The following is a 12,543-nucleotide window of genomic DNA, read 5'->3' as shown; positions in this document are numbered from 1 at the left end:
GACACGTAACTCGAGGCGAGAGGCCTTCGACGTGGCAGCACCGCAGAACTACCTCGCAGTCATCAAGGTCATCGGTGTCGGCGGCGGTGGTGTCAATGCCATCAACCGAATGATCGAGGTCGGTCTCAAGGGCGTCGAGTTCATCGCGATCAACACCGATGCGCAAGCACTGTTGATGAGCGACGCCGACGTCAAGCTCGACGTCGGCCGTGAACTCACCCGTGGCCTCGGCGCCGGGGCGAACCCGGCCGTCGGTCGTAAGGCGGCAGAGGACCACCGTGAGGAGATCGAGGAGGTCCTCAAGGGGGCCGACATGGTCTTCGTCACCGCCGGAGAAGGCGGCGGCACCGGCACCGGCGGCGCACCCGTCGTCGCCAACATCGCGCGCTCGCTGGGCGCCCTGACGATCGGCGTGGTCACCCGCCCGTTCACATTCGAGGGCCGGCGACGCGCGAACCAGGCGGAGGACGGCATCGCCGAGCTCCGCGAAGAGGTCGACACCCTCATCGTCATTCCCAACGACCGGCTGCTGTCCATCTCGGACCGCCAGGTCAGCGTGCTCGACGCGTTCAAGTCGGCCGACCAGGTGCTGCTCTCGGGTGTCCAGGGCATCACCGACCTCATCACCACGCCGGGCCTGATCAACCTCGACTTCGCCGACGTCAAGTCGGTCATGTCCGAGGCCGGATCGGCGCTCATGGGCATCGGCTCCGCCCGTGGCGACGACCGCGCGGTGGCTGCGGCGGAGATGGCGATCTCCTCGCCGCTCCTGGAGGCGTCCATCGACGGCGCCCGCGGGGTCCTGCTCTCGATCTCCGGCGGCAGCGACCTCGGTCTCTTCGAGATCAACGAGGCCGCCCAGCTGGTGAGCGAGGCGGCCCACCCCGAGGCGAACATCATCTTCGGCGCCGTCATCGACGACGCCCTGGGCGACGAGGTGCGGGTCACCGTCATCGCCGCGGGCTTCGACGGCGGACAGCCGCCGGCCCGCCGGGAGAACGTCCTCGGATCCAGTGCCGGCAAGCGCGAGGAGCCGGCTCCGCCGGCCCGGACCGCCGAGCCGGCCCGCCAGACCGGCGGACTGGGCTCCGTGCCCCCGCGCGAGGAGCCCCAGACGCCGGCCGAGCCGGCGCCGGCGGCGAACGAGACCTCGCTGCCGCCGGTCACCCCGCCGCACGTCCCGACGGCCCGTCCCTACCAGGACAACCAGGCCGAAGAGCTGGACGTACCGGACTTCTTGAAGTGATAGGTCCGCAGCACGCGGTGACAGCCGCGGAGTCTTCGGCGGGCGGCGCCCATTTCGCCTTCACCGACAGGTGGGGCGGAGTGAGCGCCGTTCCGTACGAGGAGCTCAACCTCGGCGGTGCGGTCGGCGACGATCCCGCCGCCGTCGGCGCGAACCGTGCGCGCGCGGCCCGTTCCCTCGGCCTCGACCCGGACCTGGTGGTCTGGATGAACCAGGTGCACGGGCGTGACGTGGCCGTGGTGGACGGGCCCTGGGGCGACACCGCGGACATTCCCGCGGTGGACGCGGTGGTGACGGCGCGGTGCGGACTCCCGCTCGCGGTGCTCACCGCCGACTGCACGCCCGTGCTGCTCGCCGATCCGGCGGCCGGTGTCATCGCCGCCGCTCACGCGGGAAGGCCCGGTCTGGTCGCGGGAGTCGTACCGGCCGCGGTCGAGGCCATGGTCGCACTCGGGGCGGAACCGTCCCGGATCACCGCGCACACCGGGCCGGCCGTCTGCGGACGGTGTTACGAGGTTCCGGAGCGGATGCGCGCGGAGGTCGCCGAGGCCGTCCCGGCGTCGTGGTCGGAGACCGCTTGGGGAACACCCGCGGTGGACGTCACGGCCGGGGTCCACGCCCAGCTCGCGGAGCTCGGCGTCGGGGACCTGCACAGCTCGCCGTTCTGCACCCTGGAATCCGGCGACCATTTCTCGTACCGCCGCGACCGCACCACAGGACGGCTCGCCGGATATGTCTGGTTGGACTGATAGGGCATGACGGATCGCAGAGCTCAACTCGCGGCAAACCTGGCACAGGTGGAGGAGCGCATTGCCTCCGCCTGCGCCTCGGCCGGCCGCAAGCGGGAGGAAGTGACCCTCATCGTGGTCACCAAGACCTACCCCGCGAGCGATGTGCGCATTCTGCACGAACTCGGTGTGCGTCAGGTCGCGGAGAACCGTGATCAGGACGCTGCGCCAAAAGCCGAGGCTTGTGCGGATCTGTCGCTCACATGGCACTTTGTCGGGCAGTTGCAGACCAACAAGGTCCGCTCCGTGGCCGGTTATGCCGACGTGGTGCAGTCTGTGGACCGCGTGAAGCTGGTCACCGCGCTCTCGGGGGCGGCGGTCCGGGGTGAGCGTGAGCTCGGCTGCCTCATCCAGGTCGCCCTCGACGCCGAGAGCGGTGAGCGAGGGGACCGGGGCGGGGTCGCGCCGGACGCGATCGAGGAGTTGGCGGCCTCGGTGGAAGCGGCGGAAGGGCTCAGACTCGACGGCCTGATGACCGTCGCCCCGCTCGCCGGTCCCTACGCCGGCCGGCAACGGGCCGCGTTCGACCGCCTGATGGAATTCTCATCCCGCCTGCGCGGGAACCATCCGGCTGCGAACATGGTCTCTGCTGGGATGAGCGCGGATCTCGAGGACGCGGTCGCGGCCGGGGCGACACATGTACGCGTCGGTACGGCGGTACTCGGAGTCCGACCCCGGCTCGGGTAACGTCGCGAAGCAAGTCGGACCACAGCAGAAAATATGGTCATTCCCGCTTGAAGCGGGCAGGCCGGAGTGGATCTCGGGCACTTGGTGACACGAATGCCGATCCACCACAGAGCGGAGGACTCGGAGCATGGCCGGCGCGATGCGCAAGATGGCGGTCTACCTCGGCCTCGTGGAGGACGATGGGTACGACGGTCCGGGGTTCGACCCCGACGACGAATTCGAACCCGAGCCGGAGCCCGAGCGGGACCGGCGGCGGCACCAGCCCGCGCATCCTGTGGAGCGGGAGCGGGACGAACCGGTGCGATCGGTACAGCCGCCCGCGCCACGGGAACCGGTTCAGCTCCCGGCGGAAAGCGGACGACCCGCCCGAATCGCACCCGTGGCATCCATCACACCCGACCGCCCGAACATGGAGAAGAACGCACCGGTGATCATGCCCAAGGTCGTGTCCGAGCGTGAGCCCTACAGGATCACCACGCTGCACCCCAGGACCTACAACGAGGCCCGTACCATCGGGGAACACTTCCGCGAAGGCACTCCGGTGATCATGAATCTCACGGAGATGGACGACACGGACGCGAAGCGACTTGTCGACTTTGCCGCGGGACTTGTCTTCGGTCTCCATGGCAGCATTGAGCGTGTGACGCAGAAGGTGTTCCTGTTGTCGCCTGCTAACGTCGATGTCACGGCGGAGGACAAGGCCCGCATCGCAGAGGGCGGGTTCTTCAACCAGAGCTGAGAACACCGGGAACAACCCGGCCGGGTGGCCGGGGCTACGAGAGCCAGGGGAGAGGGAAGCGCGGGACATGGGCATCGCACTGGATGTGGTCTATATCGCGCTGATGTGTTTCCTCATCGTGCTGATCTTCCGGCTGGTCATGGACTATGTCTTCCAGTTCGCACGTTCATGGCAGCCAGGCAAGGCGATGGTGGTCGTTCTCGAGGGCACTTACACTGTCACGGATCCACCGCTGAAGCTTCTGCGGCGGTTCATACCGCCGTTGCGTCTCGGGGGCGTGGCACTTGACCTGTCCTTCTTCGTTCTGATGATCATCGTCTACATTCTGCTCAGCCTCGTGGGCAAGCTTGCGAGCAGCGTGTGAACGATACGGTCTTGCCGACTGCCGACGACTACGTAGAGGTGAAGAAGAGATGCCGCTGACCCCCGAGGACGTGCGGAACAAGCAGTTCACGACCGTCCGCCTCCGAGAAGGCTATGACGAGGACGAGGTCGATGCCTTCCTCGACGAGGTCGAATCGGAACTGACCCGACTGCTCCGTGAGAACGAGGACCTGCGCGCCAAGCTGGCCGCGGCCACGCGTGCCGCCGCGCAGAACCAGCAGCAGCAGGGAATGCGTAAACCGCCGGAGCAGCAGGACCGGCCGGGGGCCCCGGTGCCCGCCGCCATATCTGGTCCGCCGGTACAGCAGCAGCAGCCCCCGCAGATGGGTCCCCCCCAGCTGCCCGGTGGAGCTCCGCAGCTGCCTGCCGGTCCCAGCGGCCATGGCCCCCAGGGTGGCCACGGTCCCGGTCCGCAGGGCCCGCACGGCCCCGGCCCGATGCAGGGCGGTCCCATGGGTGGCCCGATGGGCGGTCCCATGGGCGGTCACGCACCGCAGCAGCAGATGCAGCAGATGCAGCAGCAGCAGCAGATGCAGCAGCCCGGTCAGGGCGGTCCCGGTGGCGACAGCGCCGCCCGTGTCCTCTCCCTTGCTCAGCAGACCGCCGACCAGGCGATCGCGGAGGCCCGTTCCGAGGCCAACAAGATCGTCGGCGAGGCGCGCAGCCGTGCCGAGGGCCTTGAGCGTGACGCCCGTGCCAAGGCGGACGCCCTGGAGCGGGACGCGCAGGAGAAGCACCGCGTGGCGATGGGCTCGCTGGAGTCGGCCCGCGCGACGCTGGAGCGCAAGGTCGAGGACCTGCGTGGCTTCGAGCGCGAGTACCGGACCCGTCTGAAGTCCTACCTGGAGAGCCAGCTGCGTCAGCTGGAGACCCAGGCCGACGACTCGCTGGCTCCGCCGCGGACGCCCGCCGCCGCCTCGCTGCCGCCGTCGCCTTCGCTGGCTCCGGCCGGTGCGGGTGCGATGGGGCACACCATGGGTGGCAACCACGGTGGTCACGGCAACCAGCAGATGGGTGGCGGCAACCAGTCGATGGGCGGTGGCCCGTCGTACGGCGGCGGCCAGCAGCAGATGTCGCCCGCGATGACGCAGCCGATGGCACCGGTGCGGCCGCAGGCGCCGCAGCCGATGCAGCAGGCGCCGTCGCCGATGCGTGGGTTCCTGATCGACGAGGACGACAACTGAGCGGTTCGCGCTCGCTGAGCGCGTAGCCGTCGGCAGGCTGAGGGCCGGGCCCCGGGATTTCCCGGGGCCCGGCCCTTTTGTGTGCCCTCTTCGCGGGCGGGCGGGCCGCTGCGCGGGGCTTGTCCCCTCCCCGCCCCTTCCCGTAACCGGGGGCTCCGCCCCCGGACCCCCGCTCCTCAATCGCCGGAGGGGCTGGGAAGTGTTCCCGAGGGGGCGGGTGGGGCGTCCCGGGAGGGGGCGGGGGCTGGTTGCATCCCGGGCTGAGGAGGGGCCGGCCACCCAGGGGGTGAGCAAGCCTTGGCTGTCGGCTTCTCCGCAGTGGAGGAGGCGGCTCCCCAGGGGGTGGGCGGCCCCCCGGACTGGAGAAGGTGGCGGTCACCCAGGGGTGAGCGAGCCTTGGCTGGGGGCGTTTCTCCGGGGGTGAGCCCTGGCTGGGGGCCCCGGGGGTGGGGCCCTGGTGGGATGTTGCCTTCCCCGGGGTCTGGAGCCGCAGGATCGGGTCCCCCTGTGCTTAGGGGCGCCCGGGAAACGCGGAGCGGCCCGTCCATCCGGTTGGATGGGCGGGCCGCTCAGGTCGTGCGCGTCAGTGCTTGCGGAGGCGGAACGTGAGGGCGAGGCCCTCGTCCTCGAACGGGGTGCCGTACGTGTCGTCCGCCTCGCCCTGCGCGTAGTCCAGGGCCAGGACCTCGTCCGCGATCAGCGTCGCGTGGGCGGTCAGGGCCTCGGCCGTCGCGGGGGACGTGGACGTCCAGCGGACCGCGATCCGGTCCGCCACGTCCAGGCCGCTGTTCTTGCGTGCCTCCTGGATCAGCCGGATCGCGTCACGGGCCAGTCCGGCGGCCCGCAGCTCCGGGGTGATCTCCAGGTCCAGGGCGACCGTCGCGCCCGAGTCGGACGCCACCGACCAGCCCTCGCGGGGGGTCTCCGTGATGATGACCTCGTCGGGGCCGAGGGTGATCCGCTCACCGTCGACCTCTACCGAGGCCGTGCCCTCGCGCAGCGCCAGGCTGAGCGCGGCCGCGTCGGCGTTCGCGACGGCCTTGGCCACCGCCTGGACGCCCTTGCCGAAGCGCTTGCCCAGCGCGCGGAAGTTCGCCTTCGCCGTGGTGTCGACCAGCGAGCCGCCGACCTCCGAGAGCGAGGCCAGGGAGGAGACGTTCAGCTCCTCCGTGATCTGGGCGCGCAGCTCCGGTGTGAGCGACTCGAAGCCCGAGGCCGCGACCAGGGCCCGCGACAACGGCTGCCGGGTCTTGACCCCCGACTCGGCGCGCGTGGCGCGGCCGAGCTCCACCAGGCGGCGCACCAGCGCCATCTGCGAGGAGAGCGCGGGGTCGATCGCCGCCGGGTCCGCCTTCGGCCAGTCGGACAGGTGCACCGACTCCGGGGCGTCCGGGGTGACGGGGACGATCAGGTCCTGCCAGACCCGCTCCGTGATGAACGGCGTCAGCGGGGCCAGGAGCCGGGTGATCGTCTCCACGACCTCGTGCAGCGTGCGCAGCGCCGCCTTGTCGCCCTGCCAGAAGCGGCGGCGCGAGCGGCGGACGTACCAGTTGGACAGGTCGTCGACGAACGCCGAGAGCAGCTTGCCGGCGCGCTGGGTGTCGTAACCCTCCAGAGCCTTGGTGACCCCGTCCACCAGGGCGCCGAGCTCGCTCAGCAGCCAGCGGTCCAGGACCGTGCGGTCGGCGGGGGCCGGGTCGGCCGCCGACGGCGCCCAGTTCGACGTACGGGCGTACAGGGCCTGGAAGGCCACCGTGTTCCAGTACGTGAGGAGTGTCTTGCGGACGACCTCCTGGATCGTGCCGTGGCCCACCCGGCGTGCGGCCCAGGGGGAGCCGCCCGCCGCCATGAACCAGCGGACCGCGTCGGCGCCGTGCTGGTCCATCAGCGGGATCGGGTCGAGGGTGTTGCCCAGGTGCTTGGACATCTTCCGGCCGTCCTCGGCGAGGATGTGGCCCAGGCAGACCACGTTCTCGTAACTGGACTTGTCGAAGACGAGCGTGCCGACCGCCATCAGCGTGTAGAACCAGCCGCGGGTCTGGTCGATGGCCTCCGAGATGAACTGCGCCGGATACCGGGACTCGAAGACCTCCTTGTTCTTGTACGGGTAGCCCCACTGCGCGAACGGCATCGAACCCGAGTCGTACCAGGCGTCGATGACCTCCGGGACGCGGTACGCCTCCAGCTGGCAGTTCTCGTGCGAGCAGGTGAACGTGATCTCGTCGACGAACGGCCGGTGCGGGTCCAGTCCCGACTGGTCGGCGCCGGTGAGCTCGGACAGCTCGGCGCGGGAGCCCACGCAGGTCAGGTGGCCGTCCTCGCAGCGCCAGATCGGCAGCGGGGTGCCCCAGTAGCGGTTGCGCGACAGCGCCCAGTCGACGTTGTTGGTCAGCCAGTCGCCGAAGCGGCCGTTCTTGACCGAGTCCGGGAACCAGTTGGTCTTCTCGTTCTCCTGGAGCAGCCGGTCCTTGACCGCCGTCGTGCGGATGTACCAGGACGGCTGCGCGTAGTACAGCAGGGCCGTGTGGCAGCGCCAGCAGTGCGGGTAGCTGTGCTCGTACGGGACGTGGCGGAAGAGCTTGCCGCGTGCGGCCAGGTCCTCGGTGAGCGCCTCGTCGGCCTTCTTGAAGAAGACGCCGCCGACCAGCGGGAGGTCCTCCTCGAAGGTGCCGTCGGGGCGGACCGGGTTCACCACGGGGAGGCCGTACGCCTTGCAGACCAGGAGGTCGTCGGCGCCGAACGCGGGGGACTGGTGGACCAGACCGGTGCCGTCCTCCGTCGTGACGTACTCGGCGTTGACGACGAAGTGCGCCTCGCTCGGGAACTCGACCAGCTGGAAGGGGCGTTCGTACGTCCAGCGCTCCATGTCACGGCCGGTGAAGGTCTCGCCGGTGAGCTCCCAGCCCTCGCCGAGCGCCTTCCCGACCAGCGGCCGGGCCACGACGAGCTTCTCCTCGCCGTCCGTCGCGACCACGTAGTCGACGTCGGGGTGCGCGGCGACGGCGGTGTTGGAGACCAGGGTCCACGGCGTGGTCGTCCAGACCAGCAGCGCGGCCTCGCCGGCCAGCGGGCCGGACGTGAGCGGGAAGCGTACGAAGACCGAGGGGTCGACGACCGTCTCGTAGCCCTGGGCCAGTTCGTGGTCCGAGAGGCCGGTGCCGCAGCGGGGACACCAGGGGGCGACACGGTGGTCCTGGACCAGCAGGTCCTTGTTGAAGATCTCCTTCAGCGACCACCACACGGAGTCGACGTACTCGGGGTCCATCGTGCGGTAGGCGTCGTCCAGGTCGACCCAGTAACCCATGCGGGTCGTGAGCTCGCTGAACGCGTCGGTGTGGCGGGTCACGGACTCACGGCACTTCGCGTTGAACTCGGCGATGCCGTAGGCCTCGATGTCCTTCTTGCCGTTGAAGCCCAGCTCCTTCTCCACCGCGAGCTCGACCGGCAGGCCATGGCAGTCCCAGCCGGCCTTGCGGCCGACGTGGTAGCCCTGCATGGTGCGGAAGCGCGGGAAGACGTCCTTGAAGACGCGGGCCTCGATGTGGTGGGCCCCGGGCATGCCGTTGGCCGTCGGGGGCCCCTCGTAGAAGACCCACTCGGGGCGGCCCTCGGACTGTTCGAGGCTCTTGTCGAAGACCTTGCCGTCGCGCCAGAAGTCGAGCACGGCGTGCTCGAGGGCGGGCAGGTCGACCTGGGCGGGTACCTGGCGGTACTGCGGCGATGTCATGTGCGGGCTTCCTCCGGCGGACGTCTTCCACTTCCGTCGGAGGGACGAGAGCCTGGTCAGCTCCCGCGGTACCACCCTCCTTGGCCCCGGGCGTGCGCCCGTGGCCCCCTCATTGGGGTCGCGATGCCGGGTCTAGTCGCCCTGTCCGTGGGCCGGGCCCACTGTCCAGAGCTTTCTTCCGGCGGCTCCGGGCTGATCTTCACGGCGCGCTCGCCCCCGGGCTCCCACCGTCCCCGGGTCGCTCCTGGCTGCGTACGACGCTACTCGTCCCATCCATGCCTCTCGCTGCGGCCAGTGTACGGGCCCTCGCGGGCGACGGCCGACCGGTTTTCGACCGACGGGCACGTGGAAGGCGCTTGCACCCGAATGGCCAGTCGGGACGGACGGAGTCTCCGGAGGGCGCGCGAGGACGGATTACCGGGCGGGGAGCTGGGCACAACGGTTGCAGGCGCGCCACCGACCGGCAGCGGGAGGGGGCGAACCGGCGGCGTGCCCCGTTGCCGCGGAGCTGGGGCCGATTTATCGTCCCAGCACGATTCGCGTGCAAGATCACAATATGTGAAGGGGCCGCGGCCATGGTGGCGAAGAAGACCGCCGCATCGAGATCGGCGTCCGAGAGATCCACGGCTGCGGCTGCCGAGGAGAAGGCCGCCGGGAAGAGGACGGCGGACCATCCGCCGGAACCGGAAGAGGCCGGTCAGGACCCGGCGCATCACGAGCCGGCGAAGAAGAGCACGGCGAAGAAGAGCACGGCGAAGAAGAGCACGGCGAAGAAGAGCACGGCGAAGAAGAGCGCAGCCAAGAAGGCGTCGAAGAAGGCCACGGGGGCGGCCCAGGCCGCCGAGCAGACAGGAGCCCACACGGTGGTAGCCAAGAAGAGCGCGGCCCGGACCACGGCTGTAGGAGAGGGCACCGCGACCGCGGTCCCCCCGGCCAGGGCCGGCGCCGCGACGGCGCCCGGAGACCTGGCGGTCAGGCCGGGGGAGGACCCCTGGACCCCGGAGGAGGTCGACGCGGCGCGGACCGAGCTGGCCGGCGAGGTCCTGCGGCTGCGCACCGAGCTGGAGGCGTCGGGCGCGGCGCTCGCCGGCCTGATGCGTGACTCGGGGGACGGAGCGGGGGACGACGACGCGGACACCGGCACGAAGAACATCACCAGGGAGCACGAGCTCTCCCTGGCGGCCCACGCCCAGGAAACCCTGGACCAGACCGAGCGGGCGCTCGCCAGGCTCGACGCGGGCACCTACGGGCTCTGCGAGGTCTGCGGCAAGCCGATCGGCAAGGCGCGCATGCAGGCCTTCCCCCGGGCCACGCTCTGCGTGGAGGACAAGCAGAAGCAGGAGCGGCGCGGCTAGGGCCTCTCGTGTGGATCATGCTGGGTTCGCGTGCCCCGGCACCGCGCCTCGCGGCGTGGTCGTCGGGCGCCCTGGCTCCTTCGCCGGCCTGAAAGGCGTGGGAGGTGCCCCCCATCACCGAACCCCGCTCCCTGACCCGGCCTGGTCCGGGCGGAGGATCCGGAGGGGCCGTCTTCCGTCCGGGGCGCCGTCCGGGCCCGGACGGAAGACCTCAAGGGCCGGGCCCGACCCGGACGGAAGACCTCAAGGGCCGGGCCCGACCCGGACGGAAGACCTCAAGGGCCGTGGAAGCTCGGGAGGCCCGGGTCCTGACGCCCCTGATCCCCCGGGTGTGTCGTACCCTCGTCCTCAGTCAGGCACCTAGGTTGAGGGACTCACGTGGCAGAGGCGGAGCGCATCATCGGTACGCCGGACATCCCTGATGCCGAGGGGGCCGACGGGGCTGAGCCCCGGCAGCCCGCCGGGGGCCCGACCCCGGCAGGGAGTGACGAGCCCGGCAGCGGCCGGGGCAGGAAGAAGATCCTGGTCCTCCTCGGTGTGGCGGTCCTCGCCTACCTCCTGGACCTGATCAGCAAGATGATCGTGGTCGCGAAGCTGGAGCACGAGGAGCCGATCGAGATCTTCGGCGACTGGCTGAAGTTCGACGCGATCCGCAACGCGGGCGCCGCCTTCGGGATCGGCGAGGCGTTCACCGTGATCTTCACCGCCATCGCGGCCGTCGTGATCATCGTGATCATCAGGCTCGCCCGCAAGCTCTACAGCCTGCCCTGGGCCATCGCCCTGGGACTGCTGCTCGGCGGAGCGCTCGGCAACCTCACCGACCGCATCTTCCGCGCGCCCGGCGTATTCAAGGGCGCGGTGGTCGACTTCATCGCCCCCGCGCACTTCGCCGTCTTCAACCTCGCCGACTCGGCGATCGTCTGCGGCGGAATCCTCATCGTGATCCTTTCCTTCAAGGGCCTGGACCCCGACGGCACCGTGCACAAGGACTAGCGGGCGCAAGGCATACTCGACTGGTGAGTACGTATCCCGAGGTCCGCACCCTGCCCGTACCCGACGGCCTGGAGGGCGAGCGTGTCGACGCCGCCATCTCCCGGATGTTCGGTTTCTCCCGCACCAAGGCCGCCGAGCTGGCCGCTGCCGGGAAGGTCCAGGTGGACGGCGCGGTGGCCGGGAAGTCCGAGCGGGTGCACGGCGGTGCCTGGCTGGAAGTGGAGATGCCCCAGGCACCCGCTCCGGTCCAGGTCGTCGCCGAGCCCGTCGAGGGCATGGAGATCGTCCATGACGACGACGACATAGTCGTCATCATGAAGCCGGTCGGCGTCGCCGCCCACCCCAGCCCCGGCTGGACCGGCACCACCGTCATCGGCGGCCTCGCCGCGGCCGGCTACCGCATCTCGACGTCGGGCGCCGCCGAGCGCCAGGGCATCGTGCACCGGCTGGACGTCGGCACCTCCGGCCTGATGGTCGTGGCCAAGTCCGAGCGGGCGTACACCCTGCTCAAGGCGCAGTTCCGCGACCGGGTCGTCGAGAAGAAGTACCACGCCCTCGTGCAGGGCCACCCCGACCCGATGAGCGGCACCATCGACGCCCCCATCGGCCGTCACCCGCAGCACGACTACAAGTGGGCCGTCACCGCCGAGGGCAAGCCCTCCGTGACGCACTACGACCTCATCGAGGCCTACCGCGCGGCCAGCCTGCTCGACATCAAGCTGGAGACCGGGCGCACACACCAGATCCGCGTGCACATGTCCGCGCACCGCCACCCCTGCGTCGGCGACCTGACGTACGGCGCCGACCCCACGCTGGCCAAGCGCCTCGGCCTGACCCGGCAGTGGCTGCACGCGGTCCGGCTCGGCTTCGAGCACCCGGCCGACGGCGGCTGGGTCGAATTCGAGAGCGTCTACCCGGACGACCTGCGCCATGCCCTCGACACGATCGCCGCGGAGAGCGAATGAACCCCGGGCCCGCCCCGTACAGCACCCGCAGGGCCCTCGGCGAGAGCGACCTCGCGGCGTGCTTCCAGGTCCGCAAGGACGTCTTCGTCGGCGAGCAGCAGGTCCCCGAGGAGATCGAGTACGACGCCCATGACGCCACCGCGGTGCACGTCATCGCCGTGGCCGCCGACGGCTCCGCGCTCGGCACGGGACGGCTGCTGCACGGCGAGGGCGCGGCGGACAGGACCGGCGGCGACCTGACCGTCGGTTCGCTCGGCCGGCTCGCCGTGACCCGCGAGGCCCGCGGACTGGGCGTCGGGGCCGCTCTGGTCCGCGCCATAGAGGAACAGGCCCGCACGCTCGGCCTGGCCGCCGTGGACCTGCACGCCCAGACGCACGCGCTCGGCTTCTACGAGCGGCTCGGCTACGCGGCGTACGGCCCCGAGTTCCCGGACGCCGGGATCCCGCACCGGGCCATGCGCCGCGCGCTCTGACC

11 protein-coding genes are annotated in these 12,543 nt (G+C 70.6%); 10 read left to right on the top strand and 1 reads right to left on the bottom strand.

What is annotated here, in order from left to right; genetic code table 11:
* Positions 1–31 precede the first annotated feature (31 nt).
* The 6 genes from ftsZ to ACIP63_RS01640 all read left to right on the top strand — a co-directional run bounded on the left by ftsZ (position 32) and on the right by ACIP63_RS01640 (position 5,028).
* A complete protein-coding gene (ftsZ, locus tag ACIP63_RS01665) occupies positions 32–1,246 on the top strand; it encodes a cell division protein FtsZ (RefSeq protein ID WP_401510421.1) in 1,215 nt (404 codons plus the stop codon).
* Between the two features lie 17 nt (positions 1,247–1,263).
* A complete protein-coding gene (gene pgeF / locus ACIP63_RS01660; RefSeq protein ID WP_401510419.1) occupies positions 1,264–1,995 on the top strand; it encodes a peptidoglycan editing factor PgeF in 732 nt (243 codons plus the stop codon).
* Positions 1,996–2,001: 6 nt separating this feature from the next.
* A complete protein-coding gene (locus ACIP63_RS01655) occupies positions 2,002–2,721 on the top strand; it encodes a YggS family pyridoxal phosphate-dependent enzyme (protein ID WP_401510417.1) in 720 nt (239 codons plus the stop codon).
* Positions 2,722–2,848: 127 nt separating this feature from the next.
* Positions 2,849–3,460, top strand: coding sequence for a cell division protein SepF (locus ACIP63_RS01650; protein WP_031098945.1), 612 nt, complete (start codon positions 2,849–2,851; stop codon positions 3,458–3,460).
* 67 nt (positions 3,461–3,527) lie between these two features.
* Positions 3,528–3,824, top strand: a complete 297-nt coding sequence (locus ACIP63_RS01645) for a YggT family protein (RefSeq protein ID WP_401510415.1) — start codon at positions 3,528–3,530, stop codon at positions 3,822–3,824.
* Between the two features lie 49 nt (positions 3,825–3,873).
* Entirely contained in the window at positions 3,874–5,028 is a 1,155-nt protein-coding gene (locus ACIP63_RS01640; protein WP_356716597.1) for a DivIVA domain-containing protein, read from the top strand.
* A 583-nt stretch (positions 5,029–5,611) separates the two neighbouring features.
* Here the strand turns inward: ACIP63_RS01640 and ileS are convergent.
* Positions 5,612–8,755: an isoleucine--tRNA ligase gene (gene ileS, locus ACIP63_RS01635; RefSeq protein WP_401510412.1), complete on the bottom strand. Its 3,144-nt coding sequence runs from the start codon at positions 8,753–8,755 to the stop codon at positions 5,612–5,614.
* 575 nt (positions 8,756–9,330) lie between these two features.
* Here ileS and ACIP63_RS01630 point away from each other — a divergent pair.
* The 4 genes from ACIP63_RS01630 (at position 9,331) to ACIP63_RS01615 (ending at position 12,541) form a co-directional block, all read left to right on the top strand.
* Positions 9,331–10,110, top strand: coding sequence for a TraR/DksA family transcriptional regulator (locus ACIP63_RS01630; protein WP_401510410.1), 780 nt, complete (start codon positions 9,331–9,333; stop codon positions 10,108–10,110).
* 378 nt (positions 10,111–10,488) lie between these two features.
* Positions 10,489–11,103: a signal peptidase II gene (lspA, locus tag ACIP63_RS01625; protein WP_401510408.1), complete on the top strand. Its 615-nt coding sequence runs from the start codon at positions 10,489–10,491 to the stop codon at positions 11,101–11,103.
* Positions 11,104–11,126: 23 nt separating this feature from the next.
* The gene (locus ACIP63_RS01620; protein ID WP_362930420.1) at positions 11,127–12,068 is read left to right on the top strand and encodes an RluA family pseudouridine synthase; all 942 of its coding nucleotides are present in this window, start codon (positions 11,127–11,129) and stop codon (positions 12,066–12,068) included.
* Positions 12,065–12,541 (top strand): GNAT family N-acetyltransferase, encoded by a 477-nt coding sequence (locus ACIP63_RS01615; protein ID WP_401510406.1) that lies wholly within the window; start codon positions 12,065–12,067, stop codon positions 12,539–12,541. The genes ACIP63_RS01620 and ACIP63_RS01615 overlap by 4 nt, the downstream gene beginning before the upstream one ends.
* Positions 12,542–12,543 lie beyond the last annotated feature (2 nt).

Source organism: Streptomyces sp. NPDC088746, from assembly GCF_044751065.1.
In the GTDB taxonomy this organism is placed as follows: Bacteria; Actinomycetota; Actinomycetes; order Streptomycetales; family Streptomycetaceae; genus Streptomyces.
This window is presented reverse-complemented; position numbering and strand designations above follow the sequence as displayed.

Excerpts from the sequence above, each read along its gene's own strand:
- ACIP63_RS01655 (WP_401510417.1), top strand. The coding sequence starts at position 2,002 with ATGACGGATCGCAGAGCTCAACTCGCGGCAAACCTGGCACAGGTGGAG.
- ACIP63_RS01650 (WP_031098945.1), top strand. The coding sequence starts at position 2,849 with ATGGCCGGCGCGATGCGCAAGATGGCGGTCTACCTCGGCCTCGTGGAG.
- ACIP63_RS01645 (WP_401510415.1), top strand. The coding sequence starts at position 3,528 with ATGGGCATCGCACTGGATGTGGTCTATATCGCGCTGATGTGTTTCCTC.
- ACIP63_RS01640 (WP_356716597.1), top strand. The coding sequence starts at position 3,874 with ATGCCGCTGACCCCCGAGGACGTGCGGAACAAGCAGTTCACGACCGTC.
- ileS (WP_401510412.1), bottom strand. The coding sequence starts at position 8,755 with ATGACATCGCCGCAGTACCGCCAGGTACCCGCCCAGGTCGACCTGCCC.
- ACIP63_RS01630 (WP_401510410.1), top strand. The coding sequence starts at position 9,331 with ATGGTGGCGAAGAAGACCGCCGCATCGAGATCGGCGTCCGAGAGATCC.
- ACIP63_RS01615 (WP_401510406.1), top strand. The coding sequence starts at position 12,065 with ATGAACCCCGGGCCCGCCCCGTACAGCACCCGCAGGGCCCTCGGCGAG.